The organism is Serratia bockelmannii (genome assembly GCF_008011855.1).
Classification (GTDB): Bacteria; Pseudomonadota; Gammaproteobacteria; order Enterobacterales; family Enterobacteriaceae; genus Serratia; species Serratia bockelmannii.
The window spans coordinates 290,855-307,337 of sequence record NZ_VOUX01000001.1 but is presented as its reverse complement, the minus strand read 5'-3'; the positions used below and the strand labels follow the sequence as shown (position 1 = coordinate 307,337).

Below are 16,483 nucleotides of genomic sequence, written 5' to 3'. Positions count from 1 at the left end.
CTCGCGTGAATTACGTCACAGGAAAGAAAACGTTTACATACATTTTTTTAACCTGCCGATGGGCACTCATTTCAGCGTTTTGGGCTCCGCTTCGCCGGCGGCCAGCTGCGTCAGCTTGCGCCACAGCCACTCCATCGGCCCCTGAGCGAAATAACGCAGCCACAGTACGGAAAACGCCAGGTTGGCCAGCCAGACCAGCGGCACGAACGCCAACAGCTGCAGCCGGTCGAACTGCTCATAGAGACCGAAGCGATAAAACAACGTGGTGCAGATCAGCGTTTGCAGCAGGTAGTTGCTCAGCGCCATGCGCCCCACCTGGCTCAGCCAGTGGGCGATGCGCAGGCGCGACAGTGCGGGCCAGAAACCGTAACACAGCGCCAGATAGCCCATCGCCTGCAGCGGGGCGCCCAGCTCACGCGGCACCTGCAGCAGGAAACCGCTCCAGCGATAGTCCCACTGCACCTGCCATTGCAGCGCCACCGCCGGCAGCTGGATCAGCACCGAAAGCGGCAGCAGCCACGCCGCCTGCCTCAGGTAATAGCCGGATGAGTAGCTGCCGCGCAGCCAGCCGCTGCGCATCAGCCCAGCGCCGAACAGCATCAGCCCCGCCAGCTCCCAGCCATACTGCGCGCCGATGGCCAGCAGGCTGGACGAGAGCAGATCGGCGCGGCTGCGCCAGGCTTCGAAACCGCCCTGCAGCTTCCAGAACTTCTCGTACTGCAACTCCGCCACGCCCGGCTGCCAGAAGCTGCCCGGTTCACCGTGCGAGATAAAACCGAGCAGCAGCAGCACCGCCACGCCGATCAGGTAGAGCACCACGCCGGTTTTCAGCAGCTGGAAAGTTTCTTTGGCCTCGCGGATCATGCGCCAGCACACCAGGCCGATCAGCCCGTAGGCCAGCAGAATATCGCCGTCCCACAGGAAGATGGCGTGCGCGAGGCCGAACAGCACCAACCACGACAGCCGCGCGCGGATCCAGCTTTTGCCGCGCCGCAGCAGCATGTGCAACCCGGCGCCGAACAACAGCGCGAACATCGCCAGGAACTTGGCCTGGGCGAAGAGATCCAGCAGCGCCCAGGTCCAGGCATCGCGCGACGACGGCATCCCCAAATAGGCCGGGTTGAGATAGGCGGCCTTCGGCAAGCCGAAGGCGCTGATGTTCAGCAATAAGATGCCGAGGATGGCGATGCCGCGCACGCAGTCCAGCGTAGCGATACGCGGCAGAGGATGACTGTTCATTTTTTATCGCTGTCTTCCGCTCATGAAAAAGGCGCCCGCAGGCGCCTGTTATGCTATTGCGAGTCGCCCCGCAACGCCATCACCCCTGGTGATGACGCACCGCGCGCAGGAACTCCTGGCGGGTATTCTGGCTGGACTTGAACAGCCCCCCCAACGAGGTGGTGGTGGTGGCGCTGGTCGCGTCGCGAATGCCGCGCGCCTTGACACAATAATGGACCGCGTCGATCGATACCGCCACGTTATTGGTACCGAGCAGGGTCTGCAGCGCGACCAGGATCTGCTGGGTCAGACGCTCTTGCACCTGCGGACGCTGGGAGAAGAACTGCACGATGCGGTTGATCTTCGACAGACCGATCACCGAGTCTTTCGGGATATAGGCCACGGTAGCCTTGCCGTCGATGGTGACGAAGTGGTGCTCGCAGGTGCTGGTCAGCGTGATATCGCGCACCGTCACCATCTCATCCACTTTCATCTTGTTCTCGATGACGGTGATTTTCGGGAAGTTGGCGTAGTCCAGCCCGGAGAAGATCTCGTCGACATACATTTTGGCGATGCGATGCGGCGTTTCCGCCAGGCTGTCGTCAGACAGATCGAGATTCAGCAGCTGCATGATTTCAGTCATGTGCTCTTTGATGCGACGCTTGCGCGTTTCGCGATCCAGCACTTCCCCGCGCAGCGGTGTCTCCAGACCACGCTCTTCCAGTGCCGCATGCACCAGCGCGGCTTCTTTACTTAATGATGTCATGTATTTGTTCTCCTGCGGACGGAACCCGCCGGCGGCCTGGTAGGGCGTGCGGCCGGCGAATTGCTTGCTCTCGTGACGGCAGAGTTTTCGTGATGGATAACGTGAACCCGGTCAAGATTTTGCCCCACTGTAGATGAGAGCGCGGCGATTATCCAGTGATTGTGCTTCATCCGCAGGTGAAATATTCGCATTTAGCACAATCAGGCCGGCTGCGGGATCCCGCTTTTTTTGTATGGATTTTAATCAGCGCATCGCCGTTTTTTGCGCCAATCGCCGCGCCGGGGTATTCACTACCAGCGCACCGGCCACCAACAGCGCCGCCACCGCCACGTACAGCGCCGGCTCCAGCCGATGAGTCATGGCGGTCGACAGCGCCGACAGCATCGGCCCGACCAGTTGGCCGATCGCATAACCGGTGGTCAGCAATCCAGCCATGTAGCGCGCATGGCGCGGCGCCAGTTCACGGCCGTGCTGAAGGGCGAGCTGCACCACGCAGAGGAAGCCGCCGCCGGTCAGCACCGCCCCGAGCGCCAGGCCGGCTACGCCCGGCACCGCTTCGGCGCTCAGCACGCCCAACGCCTGTATCCACAGCGTGATCGCCAACCGGGTCTGGGTAGTTAGCCGATGGCGGGTCAGAATGCCGATGACAATCCCCAGCACCGCCGCACCGCCGAACACCGGCCAGACAAACTGCGCGAACAGGCTGGCGGGAAAGCGCGCCGCCGCCATCTGCGACAAAAAGGTCGCCGGCAGGATGTAGCCGAAGCCGGCCAGGCTGTAGCTCCACACCAGGCGTTTGAGCGCCGGCGTCAGCAGCAGCGGCTCCGGGGCCACGTCCGGGCGATGCAGCTCGCCGCTGCGCGGCAGAAAGGCGCTAATCCCCCCGACCAGCACCAGCGCCAGCCCGCCATACACCAGCCAGGCCTGCGCCGCCGTCAGCCCCAGCGCGTTGATGCCCACCGCCAGCATGCCGCTAAGGAAGATGCCGGCGCCCGGCCCGGCGAATACCGCCGCGCTCAGCGCCGGCCGGCCGTAGTGCGCCAACCGCTCGTTGGTCCAGGCCGCCACCAGCACCATCGCCCAGCCGCTGGCCCAGCCGATGACGAAGCGCAGCGCGCCGTGCGTCCATTCATCCTGCGCCAGCGCCGACAGCAGCGTCAGCGCCATCGCGCCCCATACGCCCAGCCACAGGCGCCGCTCGACGTGGCGCGTGGCGCGCATCGCGTCGTAGGCGCCGCACAGGTAGCCCAAATAGTTGATCGCCGCCACCAGCCCGGCGCCGGTGAGGCTGAACTGATGTTCCGCGATCATCAGCGGCACCTGCGGGGTGAAAGCGAAGCGGCCAATGCCCATCGCGACGATCAGCGCGGCAAACCCGCTCAAGGCAATACGTAAAGCCATATCGGCATCCAAAAGGTTAAAAGAAAGTTGCCAGTATCATGCCGCAGTATTAAACTCACAAAAACTGAATAATACTAATCAAGTTCATCACGAAACGAGAATATTATGGATCTGACCCAGCTTCGCATGTTCTGCTGCGTAGCGGAAACCGGCTCGGTCGCCCGCGCCGCCGAGCAGCTGCACCGCGTGCCGTCGAACCTGACCACCCGGCTGCGCCAGCTTGAGCAGGAGCTGGGCGCCGATCTGTTTATCCGCGAAAAACAGCGCCTGCGCCTGTCGCCGATGGGCCATAACTTTCTGTGCTACGCCAACCGCATCCTGGCGCTGAGCGACGAGGCGATGAGCATCACCCACGCCGGTGAACCGGCGGGCAACTTCGCCCTCGGCTCGATGGAAAGCACCGCCGCCACCCGCCTGCCCTCGCTGCTGGCGGCTTACCACCAGCGTTTCTCGCAGGTTTCGCTGTCGCTGACCACCGGCACCTCCGGCGAAATCGCCGATCGGGTGCGCGCCGGCACGCTGGCGGCGGCGCTGGTCGACGGCCCGGTGCCCTATGACGAGCTGAACGGCTGCATCGCCTATCCTGAACATATGGTAGTGATCTCCTGTCTCGATCACGCGCCGATCCACAGCGCCAAAGACGCCAATGGCGAAACGCTGTTCGCCTTTCGCGCCAGCTGCTCCTACCGCCTGCGGCTGGAGGCCTGGTTCAAGCGCGAAGGCGCGCGGCCAGGGCAAATTATGGAGATCCAGTCCTATCACGCCATGCTGGCCTGCGTCGCCAGCGGCGCCGGGCTGGCGATGATCCCGCATTCGGTGCTCAGCCTGCTGCCGGGCCATGAGCGGGTTCGAGTTCACACCCTGCCGCCGGACGTGGCCGACACCGCCACCTGGCTGCTGTGGCGCCGCGACGCGTTCGGGCCGAACGTGCGCGCGCTGAAAGAGTTGATTATTGAACAGACGGAAACCGACGCTGTTGATGAAAGCACCCCCAACGATTTATCAGACGTTGTCGATATTGCCTGATTTAAAAAGAAAACCACTGAGGAGACTATGATGGAGATGATCAAAACCCGCGCCGCCGTTGCCTGGGGCCCGAACCAGCCGCTGAAGATCGAAGAAGTCGAGCTGATGCCACCGCAAAAAGGCGAAGTACTGGTGCGGATCGTCGCCACCGGCGTTTGTCACACCGACGCCTACACCCTGTCCGGCAAAGATCCGGAAGGCGTGTTCCCGGCGATCCTCGGCCACGAGGGCGGCGGCGTGGTGGAAGCGGTCGGTGAAGGCGTCACCAGCGTGGCGGTCGGCGATCACGTGATCCCGCTCTACACCCCGGAGTGCGGCGAGTGCAAATTCTGTAAATCCGGCAAGACCAACCTGTGCCAGGCGATCCGCGCCACCCAGGGTAAAGGCCTGATGCCGGACGGCACCACCCGCTTCTTCAAGGACGGCAAGCCGATCTTCCACTACATGGGCACTTCCACCTTCTCCGAATACACCGTGGTGCCGGAGATTTCACTGGCGAAAATCAACAAGGAAGCGCCGCTGGAAGAAGTGTGCCTGCTGGGCTGTGGCGTCACCACCGGCATGGGCGCGGTGATGAACACCGCCAAAGTGCAGCCGGGCGACACCGTGGCGATCTTCGGCCTGGGCGGCATCGGCCTGTCGGCGATCATCGGCGCGCAGATGGCCGGCGCGGGCCGCATCATCGGCATCGACATCAACACCAGCAAGTTCGATCTGGCGCGCAAGCTGGGCGCTACCGATCTGATCAACCCGAAAGACTATGACAAACCGATTCAGGAGGTGATCGTCGAGCTGACCGACGGCGGCGTCGACTTCTCCTTCGAGTGCATCGGCAACGTCAACGTGATGCGTTCCGCGTTGGAGTGCTGCCACAAGGGCTGGGGTGAATCGGTGATCATCGGCGTCGCGGGCGCCGGCGAAGAAATCTCGACCCGGCCGTTCCAGCTGGTCACCGGCCGCGTCTGGCGCGGCTCGGCATTCGGCGGCGTCAAGGGCCGTTCGCAGCTGCCGGGCATCGTCGAGCGCTATCTGGACGGCGAATTCGCGCTGAACGACTTTATCACCCACACCATGGGGCTGGAGCAGATCAACGAAGCGTTCGATTTGATGCACGAAGGCAAATCGATCCGTTCCGTCATCCACTTCGACAAATAAGCCAGGAGGCAGAGATGACGCTGTCATTGGAACTTCTCGAAGAGCACCGCATGTTCGGCGGCTGGCAACAGCGTTATCGCCACGCGGCGCAGAGCCTGAATTGCAACATGACATTCAGCATCTACCTGCCGCCGCCGCGCGATGACAACCCGCCGCCGGTGCTGTACTGGCTGTCGGGGCTGACCTGCAACGACGAGAACTTCACGTTGAAAGCCGGCGCGCAGCGCATCGCCGCCGAGCTGGGCCTGGTGCTGGTGATGCCGGACACCAGCCCGCGCGGTGACGAGGTGCCGAACGACGAAGGTTACGATCTGGGCCAGGGCGCCGGGTTCTACCTGAACGCCACCCAGGCGCCGTGGGATCGCCACTTCCGCATGTACGACTACATCAGCGCCGAACTGCCGGCGCTGATCGAACAGCACTTCAGCGTCAGCGATCGTCAGTCGATCTTCGGCCACTCGATGGGCGGCCACGGCGCGCTGATGATGGCGTTTCGCAATCCGCAGCGCTTCCGCTCGGTATCGGCGTTCGCGCCGATCGTCAACCCGTGCCAGGTGCCGTGGGGCCGCAAGGCGTTCACCGCCTATCTGGGCAGCGACGAGAGCCAGTGGCTGCAGTACGACAGCTGCCATCTGCTGGCCAGCGGCGCGGAAAAAATGCCGGTCCTTATCGATCAGGGCGATGACGACCAGTTCCTGGCCGATCAGCTGCAGCCGGCGCGGCTGGCCGAACTGGCGCGCCAGCGCGACTGGCCGCTGACGCTGCGCATTCAGCCGGGGTACGATCACAGCTACTTCACCATCGCCACCTTCGTGGAAGATCACCTGCGCTTCCACGCCGAGCACCTGTTCCGCTGATAAAAATCCGGGCGGTTTAACCGCCCGGATTTATTCAAAAGCCATCAATCAGAAAATCGATAGCGGCTTTAATTTGATTCCTGTGCTCATTGACATTACCAACGGCCTTCCCAATCTGCGAAATACGTACGGCAGCCATCTCATGCGTCATAACAAGAAACTTTTCGCCGTTGACCTCAATCTCCGGGCATAAACGTGCAGAAATTTTAACCCTGACGTTATCCAAAGCATAAAGGGGGATCATTAACCGGGTCGAGAGGACATCAATAAGATCGCTTTGAACGTCCAGTAAGTAGGGATAGGCTGATGCCGGATACGTATTGTCATATACGGTAAATTGCATATTTAAAATGTCCGATATTCATCAGACAACAAACCATTTTCTTCAGTGATACGATTAAGTTCTTCTAAGGCCGCGCGATTTTGCTCGCGCCACTGTTGAATCTCAATATCCCTGACGCGGACGCTCAATGCGTCCGTCAATACGGATGACACATTGACGCCCAGGGATTTTGCGCGCTGGAAAAGATCGCGATCGATGGTTACGTTGACTGTCTTTTTCGTCACATTGCTATTTGCCATATCCATACCTCATCCCTGTAATATACACGGGTCAAATTTTCATCAATTATACTCGTAAAACAGGGGTATGCCAATTCAGCGATGCCCTCACCCCTTCAATTTGGGATCGAGCGCGTCGCGCAATCCGTCACCCAACAGGTTGAACGCCAGCACGGTGATGAATATCGCCAGGCTGGGGAAGATCGCCACGTGCGGCGCGATCACCATATCGGCGCGCGCTTCGTTGAGCATCGCCCCCCACTCCGGCGTCGGCGGCTGGGCGCCCAGGCCCAAAAACGACAGGCTGGCGGCGGTGATGATCGAGGTGCCGATGCGCAGGGTGAAATAGACCACGATCGAAGACAGGGTGCCTGGCAGGATGTGCCGCAGGATGATGGTCCAGTCCGAGGCGCCGATGCTGCGCGCCGACTCGATATAGGTCAGGTGCTTCAGCACCAGCGTATTGCCGCGCACCAGGCGGGCGAAGGCCGGAATGCTAAAGATCGCCACCGCGACGATCACGTTGGCCATGCCGCTGCCCATGATCGCCACCACGCCGATCGCCAGCAAAATGCCGGGAAACGCGAACAGCACGTCGCAGACGCGCATGGTGAGGCGATCCCACCAGCCTTCATAGTAACCGGCAAGCAGCCCCAGCAGGGTGCCGATCGCCCCGCCCGCCAGCACCGAGAACACCCCGGCCGCCAGCGAAATGCGCGCGCCCATCAGGATGCGGCTGAAAATATCGCGTCCGAGGGAATCCACCCCCAGCCAGTGCATCAGCGAAGGCCCTTCGTTCAGCCGGTCGTAATCGAAATAGTTTTCCGCATCGAACGGCGCCAGATAAGGCGCCAGCAGCGCCGCCGCAATCAGCAGCAGCACCAACAGGCCGGCGACCAGCGCCGCCCGCTGGCGGCGAAAACGCCGCCAAAACTCGCCCCACGGCGTGCGTACCGCGTTGGGGTCGATAAGCGGCATCGCCTTCAGTGCGGCGTTGCGCCGCCAATGCTTAATCATGCCGCCTCCTCATTGGTAACGAATCGCCGGGTTGATCGCCGCGTACAACATATCCACCAGCAGGTTGATCAGGATGAACTCCAGCGAGAACAGCAGCACCTCGGCCTGGATCACCGGGTAATCGCGCATCTCCACCGAGTCCACCAGCAAGCGCCCCAGCCCCGGCCAGTTGAACACCTTCTCCACCACGATCGAACCGCCGAGCAGGAAGCCGAACTGCAGCCCCATCATGGTCACTACCGGGATCATCGCGTTGCGCAGGCCGTGCTTCATCACCACCACGCTTTCCCGCACGCCCTTGGCGCGCGCGGTGCGCATGTAGTCCTCCTGCAACACCTCGACGAACGAAGCGCGGGTAAAACGCGCCATCACCGCCGCCACCGCCGCCCCCAAGGTGATAGAAGGCAGAATGTAGTGCCGCCAGCTGTCGGCGCCCACCGTCGGCAGCCACCCCAGCTCGACCGAGAACACCTGCATCAGCAGCATGCCGAGCGCAAAGGCCGGGAACGAGATCCCCGATACCGCCAGCGTCATGCCGAGACGATCCGGCCAACGGTTACGCCACACCGCCGACACCACGCCGATCGCCAGGCCGAACGCTACCGCCCACAGCATGCTGGCGACGGTCAGCCAGAAGGTCGGCATAAAGCGCGAGGCGATCTCTTCGCTCACCGGGCGCTTGGACACCATCGAGATGCCGAAGTCGCCCCGCAGCGCGTTGACGAAAAAGTGCGCGAACTGCTGCGGCAGCGGCTTATCCAACCCCAGATCCTTGCGCACCAGCTGCACCACCGCCTCGTCGGCCTCCGGCCCCGCCGCCAGCCGCGCCGGATCACCCGGCAGCAGGTGGACGAACAGGAACACCAGCACCGCCACGATCAGCAGCGTCGGGATCAGGCCCAGCAGTCGTTTCAGAAAATAATTGAGCATCTCATTCCTTCCCCCACCTGCCGCCGTCTGGCCGCAGGCGGGGATGGGCGCCTTATTTCAGATCGGCGTTATCAAAGTTGAACGAGGTATCCGGCATCACGTAGAAGCCGCTCAGCTGTTTGCTGTTGGCCGACAACAGACGTTCGGTTGCCAGGAAGATCCAGGGCGCGTCGGCCCAGATGCGATCCTGTGCATCCTGATACAGTTTCTGCTTCTCGGCGCGATCGGTGGTCGCCAGCGCGTCGGTCAGATCCTTGTCCACCTGCGGGTTGCTGTAGAACGCGGTGTTGAACTGCTTCGGCGGCGCCGCCTGGGTGGAGAACAGCGGCGACAGCGCCCAGTCCGCTTCCCCGGTCGAGGCCGACCAGCCGGTGTAGAACAGCCGCACGCCGGTGTCTTTCACCCCGACGCTCTCCACCTGCGCCGCGCGCTGCCCGGCATCCATCGCCGTCACCGTCACTTTCACCCCCACCTGCGCCAGCTGCTGTTGGGTGAACTGCAGCACTTTCTGCGCGGTGCTGTGGTTGTGGGACGACCACAGCGTGGTGGTGAAGCCGTTCGGGTAGCCGGCCTCTTTCAACAGCTCGCGCGCCTTGGCCGGATCGTACGGCCACGGCTTGTAGCGGGCGGCGAAATCGATGGCCGGGGGCACCGGCCCTTCCGCCGGCACCGCATAACCGGCGAACGCCACCTTGATCAGCGCGTCCTTGTTAATCGCGTAGTTGAGCGCCTGGCGCACCTTCGGGTTGTCGAACGGCTTTTGAGTGACGTTCATGCTGATGTAACGCTGCAGGATCGACGGCGCAGCCACCACGTCCAGCTTGGCGTTGCCCTCCAGCACCTTGGCCTGCTCGTAAGGGATCGGGAAGGCGAAGGTCGCCTCGCCGGTCTGCAGCATCGCCGCGCGGGTGTTGTTATCCACCACCGGGCGCCAGGTGATGCTGTCGAGCTTCGGCAGCCCCGGCTGCCAGTAGCCGTCGAACTTCTTCACCTTGACGAAATCGGTCTGGTTCCAGGTCACGAACTGATACGGCCCGGTGCCGACCGGGTGGAAACCGATCTCTTTGCCGTATTGCTTCAGCGCCGCCGGGGAGATGATCGCCGCCGCCGGGTGCGCCAGATTGTTGACGAACGCCGAGAACGGCGCCTTCAGCACGATCTTCACCGTATTGGCGTCCACCGCCTCGGTTTTGTCGATCATCTTGAACAGGTTGTAGCGCTTGAGGTGGCTGTCCGGGTTACTGGCGCGATCGAGGTTGGCCTTCACCGCCTCGGCGTTGAACGCGGTGCCGTCGTGGAATTTAATGCCCTGACGCAGTTTGACGGTATAGGTCAGGCCGTCTTTGCTGACCTCATAGCTGTCCGCCAGCACGTTCACCAGCTTCATGTCCTTGTCGAAGCCGAACAACCCCTGATAGAAAGACTTGGCCACCGCCTGCGACAGCGTGTCGTTGGCGTCGTAAGGATCAAGAGTGGTGAAATTGGACGCCACGGCAATCACCGCGTCCTTCGCCGCCCAAACCGGGCCGGTTCCCGCCGCCAGCAGTATGGCGGCCAACAGCGCATTGCGTTTGAATGTGTGCTTCATGTCGCTTGTCTCTCCTGAGGTCTTTAAAAAGCACCGGCGATCGGGTGGCGGGCGACAAAGTGCCCGGCGCCAACCTGCACCAGCGGTGCGGTAACGGGTTCATCGCCCAGTGCGCGCACTGGGCTCGGGATCTCATCGGCCGGCAGCGGCTGCCGTTTGTGGGCATGAGCGGGATCGGCTACCGGCACCGCCGCCATCAACTTGCGGGTATAGGGGTGCTGCGGATTGTCGAATACCGCCTGCCGCGGGCCGATCTCGACAATTTGCCCGAGGTACATCACCGCCACCCGGTGGCTGATACGCTCCACCACCGCCATGTCGTGTGAAATGAACAGAAAAGCGATGCCGAACTCACGCTGCAGATCGAGCAGCAGATTGACGATCTGCGCCTGAATCGACACGTCCAGCGCCGAGACCGCTTCATCGGCGATCACCACTTTCGGGTTCAGCGCCAGCGCGCGCGCGATGCAGATGCGTTGGCGCTGGCCGCCGGAAAATTCGTGCGGATAGCGGCGCGCATGCTCCGGCTGCAGACCGACGCGTTCCAGCAGCCAGGCCACCCGCCGTTCCGCCTCACGGCCGCGCATCACGTTGTGCACTAACAGCGGCTCCATGATGGAGAAACCGACCGTCAGGCGCGGATCGAGCGAGGCGTAAGGATCTTGAAAGATGAACTGAATATCGCGCCGCAGGTGCTGCAGCGCCGGCCCCTTCAATTGGTCTATCCGCCGCCCGGCGAAGTTGATGGTGCCGCTCTGGCTGTCCACCAGCTTCAGCAAAGCGCGCCCGGTGGTGGACTTGCCGCAGCCGGACTCGCCCACCAGCCCCAGCGTCTCGCCAGGGTAAAGATCGAAACTGACGTTTTCTACCGCGTGCACCCGGCGAGTGACCCGATTGAACAACCCGCCGCGCAGATCAAAACGCGTGACCAGATGCTCCACCCGCAGGATCGGCGCAGCGTCTGGCGGCACGGTATCCTGCGGCGCCGTATCCCCCTCGCCATCCGCCAGCGGAAACTTCGCCGGCAGCGGCCGATCGGCCATCTCCCCCAGCTTCGGCACCGCCGCCAGCAGCGCCCGGGTATAGGCCTGTTGCGGCGCGGCGAATAATTCACGCACTCGATTCTGTTCCACCTGCTCGCCGCGGCGCATCACCAGCACCCGGTCGGCTATCTCTGCCACCACGCCCATGTCGTGAGTGATGAAGATCACCCCCATCTGCATCTCCTGTTGCAGCACGCGGATCAGCTGCAGGATCTGCGCCTGAATGGTGACGTCGAGGGCGGTAGTGGGTTCATCGGCAATCAGCAACGCCGGCTTGCAAGAGAGCGCCATAGCGATCATCACCCGCTGGCGCATGCCGCCGGAAAGCTGATGCGGGTAGCGCCCCAGCACCTCTTTGGCCTCAGGAATGCGCACCAGATCGAGCATGCGCAGCGCCTCCTGACGCGCGCTGCGGTGGTCCATGCCCTGATGCAGGCGCAGCGATTCGGCGATCTGCTCGCCGACCGGAAATACCGGGTTGAGCGAGGTCATCGGCTCCTGGAAGATCATCGCCATGTCGGCGCCGCGCACCGTGCGCAGCGTGCTCTGCGAGGCATGCGCCAGATCGAGCAACGCGCCGTCGCGCCGGCGCAGCGTCATGGCGCCGCTGACGATGCGCCCACCGCCCTGCTCCACCAGCCGCATCAGTCCCAGTGAAGTCACCGATTTGCCAGAGCCGGACTCACCGACGATCGCCAGCGTCTCGCCGCGATCGAGATCGAACGACAGGTTGCGCACCGCTTCCACGGCGCCGTCCGCTTGAGGAAAACGGATGCTCAGATCGCGCACCGTCAGCACCCGCTGCGGCGGCAATGACAACCCGTCGCCGGCGGGCCGGAATGAAACGTCGGTCATACACCCTCCCGGTGAACGCTTAGCGATAAATCCCGACGGACGGCGCATCGCCGACATAACCAAAACCGCGATACATCCCCTCGCAGTTAAACGGCAGCGCGATATTGCCGTGGCGATCGACGGCGATCATGCCGCCGCTGCCACCCAGTGCAGGCAGCTTCTCCATCACCACCCGATCGCTGGCCGCCTGCAGGCTGAGGCAGCCGTATTCGATCAGGGCGGAGACGTCATAGGCCGCCACGCCGCGCATGAAGATCTCGCCGGTGCCGGTGCTGGAGACCGCCACGGTGGCGTTGTTGGCATAGCAACCGGCGCCGATAATCGGCGTGTCGCCCACTCGCCCTGCCTGCTTGTTGGTCATGCCGCCGGTGGAGGTGGCGGCGGCAAGGTTGCCCAGCGCATCCAGCGCCACCGCGCCGACGGTGCCGAATTTGCGATCGGGATCGAGCGGATCGCCGGCCCGTGCCGCGCCGTCGTGATCGAGCAATACCCGGCCCTGCTCCGCCTGGGCGCGGTGCAGCTGATCAAAGCGTTCTTGGGTAAAGAAGAAGTCGGGAGTAACCATTTCCAGGCCGTGGGCGGCGGCAAACTTCTCGGCGCCTTCGGCGGCAAACAGCACGTGTTCGCTGTTTTCCAGCACCGCGCGCGCCGCCAGCACCGGGTTGCGGATATGGCTGACGCCGGCGACAGCGCCGGCGTCGCAGGTGCGGCCGTCCATCACGCAGGCATCCAGTTCGTGGGTGCCCTGATGGGTAAACACCGAGCCTTTGCCGGCGTTGAACAGCGGGCACTCTTCGAGCAGCCGCACCGCTTCGGTCACCGCATCCAGCGCGCTACCGCCCTGTGCCAATACCGCCTGCCCGGCGGCCACGATCTCGGACAGCGCCTGGATATACTGCCGTTCTTTTTCCGCACTCAGCGCCGCCCGGGTAATTGCGCCCGCGCCGCCATGAATGGCAATCACTGGTTTGCTCATTTGCCTGACACCCTGTGTTAATCCCGCCGTTGCGCAGCGAATAAGCTGAGCGCGGTATCATTATTATTCAGTCTTTTCGACTCTATTTAGTCCTACAGTGGAAGTACAGCATAACGTCCACGTCCCGCTTTTAGCGTAGCGCGCTTAGACCATTTCGCACCTTGAAATAGCTTATTGGAATAAAAACAGCAGGTTATAAAAAGCAGTAAACCGCTGGTAGTGCGGCTGGGATTATTGGTAATTTCGCGAGAGGAAATAGCGGTAGAGCGTAATGAAATAAACGTTCGCGCTGAGTCACGCTTATTGCGGCGCCCGGCCTGCTGTTTTTTACCCGGCCGGGCGCAGATAATCCAACGATTAAAAACCCGAGCCGGGCTGCCGTAAAAAGGCCTCTTCTTCCGGCGTGCTGGTGCGCCCCAATATCGCATTGCGATGCGGGTAGCGGCCGAAACGATCGATGATCGCCTTATGCCGCAGCTCGAACTCCAACTGGTCACCGTTATTGAGCTCGGTATACAGCACCAGCGCCTGCTGGTGGATCAGCGGCGATTCCGAATGCATGAACGGTAGATAGAGAAAACCTCGCTGCTCGCGGCTCAGCCGTTCGCACTCGCCGCTGCGGATCGCCTCCTGCGCCAGGACCAGCGCCATGCCATCGCAGGCGAACGACTGCGGCGTGCCGCGGAACAGGTTGCGGCTGAACTGATCGAGCACGATCACCTCCGCCAGGCGTCCTTCGATGGTGTCGCGCCAGTGCGCCAGCTCCCCCGCCGCCGCCGCCCGCCAGATTTCGCCGAAACGGCTGTGCAGCAGACGATCGAAATCGTCGTCCTTTTTGAACCACATCACCGGTTCGATCTCGTCGAACCAGAACTCGATAACCTGTTTATGCATCATGATCCTCCTCTGTTTTACCCAGTTTATACCCGTTCGCGCTTCCGGCGCAGTGCGAAAGATGGCGGGCATAACCCGTTCTCCCCCCCGGCGTTCTCTGCCATAATACCCGCACTTTGTCGCTATCAATGCGCACCCTGATTACGGAGTTCCCCTTATGGATCATTGCCATACTTCCGATCTCATCTCCCTGGAGCAAGCGCTGGAAAAAATGCTCGGGCAGATCGCCCCGCTGCAGCAGACCGAATCCGTCGCCCTGACCGCCGCCGCCGGCCGCATCACCGCCGCGCCGGTGGTCTCGCCGCTCGACGTGCCGCCGTTCGCCAACTCGGCGATGGATGGCTATGCGGTGCGCCTCGCCGATCTGGTGGCCAATGCGCCGCTGCCGGTCGCCGGGAAAGCCTTCGCCGGCGCGCCGTTCGACGGCCAATGGCCGGCCAACAGCTGCGTACGCATCATGACCGGCGCGCCGATCCCGGCCGGGGCGGACGCGGTGGTCATGCAGGAACAGGCCGAAGTGAGCGACCAGGGCGTGCGTTTTACCGCCCCGGTAGAAGCCGGCCAGAATATCCGTTTGGCGGGTGAAGACATTCGCCAAGGCGCGAGCGTGTTGCCAGCCGGCGTGAAGCTGGGCGCCGCGCAGCTGCCGCTGCTGGCTTCGCTCGGCGTCGCCGAAGTGCAGGTAATGCGTAAGCTGAAGGTCGCGGTGTTCTCCACCGGCGACGAACTGCAGCCGGTCGGCCAGCCGCTGCAGGCGGGCCAAATCTATGATACCAACCGCTTCGCGGTGCGCCTGATGCTGGAGCAGATGGGCTGTGAAGTGCTCGATCTCGGCATTATCCGCGACGATCGCGATGCGCTGCGCGACGCCTTCACACAGGCGGACAGCCAGGCCGACGTAGTGATCAGCAGCGGCGGCGTCTCGGTCGGCGAGGCCGACTACACCAAACAGATGCTGGACGAGCTGGGCCAGGTCAGCTTCTGGAAGCTGGCGATCAAACCCGGCAAACCGTTCGCCTTTGGCAAACTGGGCCACGCCTGGTTCTGCGGCCTGCCGGGCAACCCGGTTTCCGCCGCCCTGACCTTCTACCAACTGGTGCAACCGCTGCTGGCGAAGCTGGCCGGTCACAGTGACTGGCGCCTGCCGCCGCGCCTGCGCGCACGGGCGCTAACCCCGCTGAAGAAATCGCCGGGCCGCCTCGATTTTCAGCGCGGGGTGTTCAGCAGCAACGCCGCGGGTGAACTGGAGGTCAGCACTACCGGCCACCAGGGCTCGCACGTCTTCAGCTCCTACAGCCAGGGCAACTGTTTCATCGTGCTGGAGCGCGAACGCGGTTCGGTGGCGGTAGGCGAAACGGTGGAGATCGAGCCGTTCAACGCCCTGCTGAGGAGCTGAACATGCTGCCGGAATTGACCGACGCCGAAGCGCTGCGCTACAACCGCCAGATCGTGCTGCGCGGCTTTGACTTCGACGGCCAGGAGAAGCTGAAGGCCGCCCGCGTGCTGATCGCCGGGCTGGGCGGGCTGGGCTGCGCCGCCGCGCCATATCTGGCGGCGGCCGGCGTCGGCCATCTGGTGCTGGTGGATTTCGACACCGTCTCGCTCTCCAACCTGCAGCGCCAGATCCTGCACCGCGACGATCGCATCGGCCAGAGCAAAGTCGCCTCCGCCAGGCAGGAACTGAGCGCCATCAATCCGCATATTCGCATCGACGCCATCGACGGCCGTCTGGAAGATGACGCGATCGCGGCAGAGATCGCCGCCTGCGATCTGGTGCTGGACTGCACCGACAACGTGGCGGCGCGCGACGCCCTGAATCGCCTGTGCCACGCACAGCGCAAGCCGCTGGTTTCCGGCGCGGCGATCCGTATGGAAGGCCAGCTCAGCGTATTCACCTATCAGCCGGGCGAGCCCTGCTACCGCTGCCTGAGCCGGCTGTTCGGCGACAGCGCCCTCACCTGCGTCGAAGCGGGCGTGATGGCGCCGCTGGTCGGCACCATCGGCACTCTGCAGGCGATGGAAGCCATCAAGCTGCTGGCCGACTATGGTCAGCCGCTGCGCGGCAAGCTGTTGATGTTCGATGCGATGAGCATGCAGTTCCGCGAGATGAAGCTGCCGAAGGATCCGCACTGCGAAGTGTGCGGCGGGGCGTGACGGCTTCGTCATTAGTAGCTTGAGAGGTCGGTGTTGGAAAAT

General features: G+C 62.9%; 16 protein-coding genes. 5 read left to right on the top strand and 11 right to left on the bottom strand.

From position 1 onward, the window contains the following. Positions 1-66: 66 nt before the first annotated feature. The 3 genes from yeiB to FOT55_RS01580 all read right to left on the bottom strand — a co-directional run bounded on the left by yeiB (position 67) and on the right by FOT55_RS01580 (position 3,385). A complete protein-coding gene (gene yeiB / locus FOT55_RS01590; RefSeq protein WP_060432735.1) occupies positions 67-1,239 on the bottom strand; it encodes a DUF418 domain-containing protein YeiB in 1,173 nt (390 codons plus the stop codon). A gap of 79 nt (positions 1,240-1,318) precedes the next feature. After that, a complete protein-coding gene (gene folE, locus FOT55_RS01585) occupies positions 1,319-1,984 on the bottom strand; it encodes a GTP cyclohydrolase I FolE (RefSeq protein WP_004938969.1) in 666 nt (221 codons plus the stop codon). 243 nt (positions 1,985-2,227) lie between these two features. Then, positions 2,228-3,385: a YbfB/YjiJ family MFS transporter gene (locus tag FOT55_RS01580; RefSeq protein ID WP_147822992.1), complete on the bottom strand. Its 1,158-nt coding sequence runs from the start codon at positions 3,383-3,385 to the stop codon at positions 2,228-2,230. Positions 3,386-3,490: 105 nt separating this feature from the next. On the opposite strand from FOT55_RS01580, the gene ptrR reads away from it, so the two are divergent. From ptrR to fghA, 3 genes are read left to right on the top strand one after another with little or no spacing between them, the layout of a single operon-like run. Next, a complete protein-coding gene (ptrR, locus tag FOT55_RS01575; protein ID WP_147822991.1) occupies positions 3,491-4,411 on the top strand; it encodes a putrescine utilization regulator PtrR in 921 nt (306 codons plus the stop codon). Between the two features lie 30 nt (positions 4,412-4,441). Further along, entirely contained in the window at positions 4,442-5,566 is a 1,125-nt protein-coding gene (locus tag FOT55_RS01570; protein WP_016928454.1) for an S-(hydroxymethyl)glutathione dehydrogenase/class III alcohol dehydrogenase, read from the top strand. Positions 5,567-5,580: 14 nt separating this feature from the next. Continuing rightward, complete coding sequence (gene fghA, locus FOT55_RS01565; protein WP_015377214.1) at positions 5,581-6,423, top strand: S-formylglutathione hydrolase; 843 nt, start codon at positions 5,581-5,583, stop codon at positions 6,421-6,423. A gap of 34 nt (positions 6,424-6,457) precedes the next feature. Here the strand turns inward: fghA and FOT55_RS01560 are convergent, their stop codons facing one another. From FOT55_RS01560 to FOT55_RS01525, 8 genes are all read right to left on the bottom strand, one after another. Further along, the gene (locus FOT55_RS01560) at positions 6,458-6,766 is read right to left on the bottom strand and encodes a CcdB family protein (protein ID WP_025302144.1); all 309 of its coding nucleotides are present in this window, start codon (positions 6,764-6,766) and stop codon (positions 6,458-6,460) included. A 2-nt stretch (positions 6,767-6,768) separates the two neighbouring features. Next, positions 6,769-7,011 (bottom strand): type II toxin-antitoxin system CcdA family antitoxin, encoded by a 243-nt coding sequence (locus tag FOT55_RS01555; RefSeq protein ID WP_079449478.1) that lies wholly within the window; start codon positions 7,009-7,011, stop codon positions 6,769-6,771. Positions 7,012-7,092: 81 nt separating this feature from the next. Continuing rightward, a complete protein-coding gene (gsiD, locus tag FOT55_RS01550; protein WP_169540348.1) occupies positions 7,093-8,001 on the bottom strand; it encodes a glutathione ABC transporter permease GsiD in 909 nt (302 codons plus the stop codon). A gap of 9 nt (positions 8,002-8,010) precedes the next feature. Beyond that, entirely contained in the window at positions 8,011-8,931 is a 921-nt protein-coding gene (gsiC, locus tag FOT55_RS01545; RefSeq protein ID WP_025302141.1) for a glutathione ABC transporter permease GsiC, read from the bottom strand. Positions 8,932-8,983: 52 nt separating this feature from the next. Then, a complete protein-coding gene (gene gsiB / locus FOT55_RS01540) occupies positions 8,984-10,519 on the bottom strand; it encodes a glutathione ABC transporter substrate-binding protein GsiB (RefSeq protein WP_025302140.1) in 1,536 nt (511 codons plus the stop codon). 23 nt (positions 10,520-10,542) lie between these two features. Beyond that, positions 10,543-12,417 (bottom strand): dipeptide ABC transporter ATP-binding protein, encoded by a 1,875-nt coding sequence (locus FOT55_RS01535; RefSeq protein WP_147822990.1) that lies wholly within the window; start codon positions 12,415-12,417, stop codon positions 10,543-10,545. 19 nt (positions 12,418-12,436) lie between these two features. After that, positions 12,437-13,393: an isoaspartyl peptidase/L-asparaginase family protein gene (locus tag FOT55_RS01530; RefSeq protein ID WP_060432731.1), complete on the bottom strand. Its 957-nt coding sequence runs from the start codon at positions 13,391-13,393 to the stop codon at positions 12,437-12,439. A gap of 357 nt (positions 13,394-13,750) precedes the next feature. Next, entirely contained in the window at positions 13,751-14,287 is a 537-nt protein-coding gene (locus tag FOT55_RS01525) for a DUF924 family protein (protein ID WP_049295271.1), read from the bottom strand. Positions 14,288-14,444: 157 nt separating this feature from the next. Here FOT55_RS01525 and moeA point away from each other — a divergent pair, with 157 nt between their 5' ends. Then, positions 14,445-15,683: a molybdopterin molybdotransferase MoeA gene (gene moeA / locus FOT55_RS01520; protein WP_147822989.1), complete on the top strand. Its 1,239-nt coding sequence runs from the start codon at positions 14,445-14,447 to the stop codon at positions 15,681-15,683. A gap of 2 nt (positions 15,684-15,685) precedes the next feature. Then, positions 15,686-16,441 (top strand): molybdopterin-synthase adenylyltransferase MoeB, encoded by a 756-nt coding sequence (gene moeB, locus FOT55_RS01515; RefSeq protein WP_049295269.1) that lies wholly within the window; start codon positions 15,686-15,688, stop codon positions 16,439-16,441. Positions 16,442-16,483: the final 42 nt, after the last annotated feature.

Coding starts and splice junctions, on each gene's coding strand:
- yeiB (WP_060432735.1), bottom strand. CDS start 1,239: ATGAACAGTCATCCTCTGCCGCGTATCGCTACGCTGGACTGCGTGCGC.
- gsiD (WP_169540348.1), bottom strand. CDS start 8,001: ATGATTAAGCATTGGCGGCGCAACGCCGCACTGAAGGCGATGCCGCTT.
- moeA (WP_147822989.1), top strand. CDS start 14,445: ATGGATCATTGCCATACTTCCGATCTCATCTCCCTGGAGCAAGCGCTG.
- FOT55_RS01555 (WP_079449478.1), bottom strand. CDS start 7,011: ATGGATATGGCAAATAGCAATGTGACGAAAAAGACAGTCAACGTAACC.
- FOT55_RS01530 (WP_060432731.1), bottom strand. CDS start 13,393: ATGAGCAAACCAGTGATTGCCATTCATGGCGGCGCGGGCGCAATTACC.
- FOT55_RS01525 (WP_049295271.1), bottom strand. CDS start 14,287: ATGCATAAACAGGTTATCGAGTTCTGGTTCGACGAGATCGAACCGGTG.
- FOT55_RS01560 (WP_025302144.1), bottom strand. CDS start 6,766: ATGCAATTTACCGTATATGACAATACGTATCCGGCATCAGCCTATCCC.
- ptrR (WP_147822991.1), top strand. CDS start 3,491: ATGGATCTGACCCAGCTTCGCATGTTCTGCTGCGTAGCGGAAACCGGC.
- gsiB (WP_025302140.1), bottom strand. CDS start 10,519: ATGAAGCACACATTCAAACGCAATGCGCTGTTGGCCGCCATACTGCTG.
- FOT55_RS01580 (WP_147822992.1), bottom strand. CDS start 3,385: ATGGCTTTACGTATTGCCTTGAGCGGGTTTGCCGCGCTGATCGTCGCG.
- fghA (WP_015377214.1), top strand. CDS start 5,581: ATGACGCTGTCATTGGAACTTCTCGAAGAGCACCGCATGTTCGGCGGC.
- FOT55_RS01535 (WP_147822990.1), bottom strand. CDS start 12,417: ATGACCGACGTTTCATTCCGGCCCGCCGGCGACGGGTTGTCATTGCCG.
- gsiC (WP_025302141.1), bottom strand. CDS start 8,931: ATGCTCAATTATTTTCTGAAACGACTGCTGGGCCTGATCCCGACGCTG.
- folE (WP_004938969.1), bottom strand. CDS start 1,984: ATGACATCATTAAGTAAAGAAGCCGCGCTGGTGCATGCGGCACTGGAA.
- FOT55_RS01570 (WP_016928454.1), top strand. CDS start 4,442: ATGGAGATGATCAAAACCCGCGCCGCCGTTGCCTGGGGCCCGAACCAG.
- moeB (WP_049295269.1), top strand. CDS start 15,686: ATGCTGCCGGAATTGACCGACGCCGAAGCGCTGCGCTACAACCGCCAG.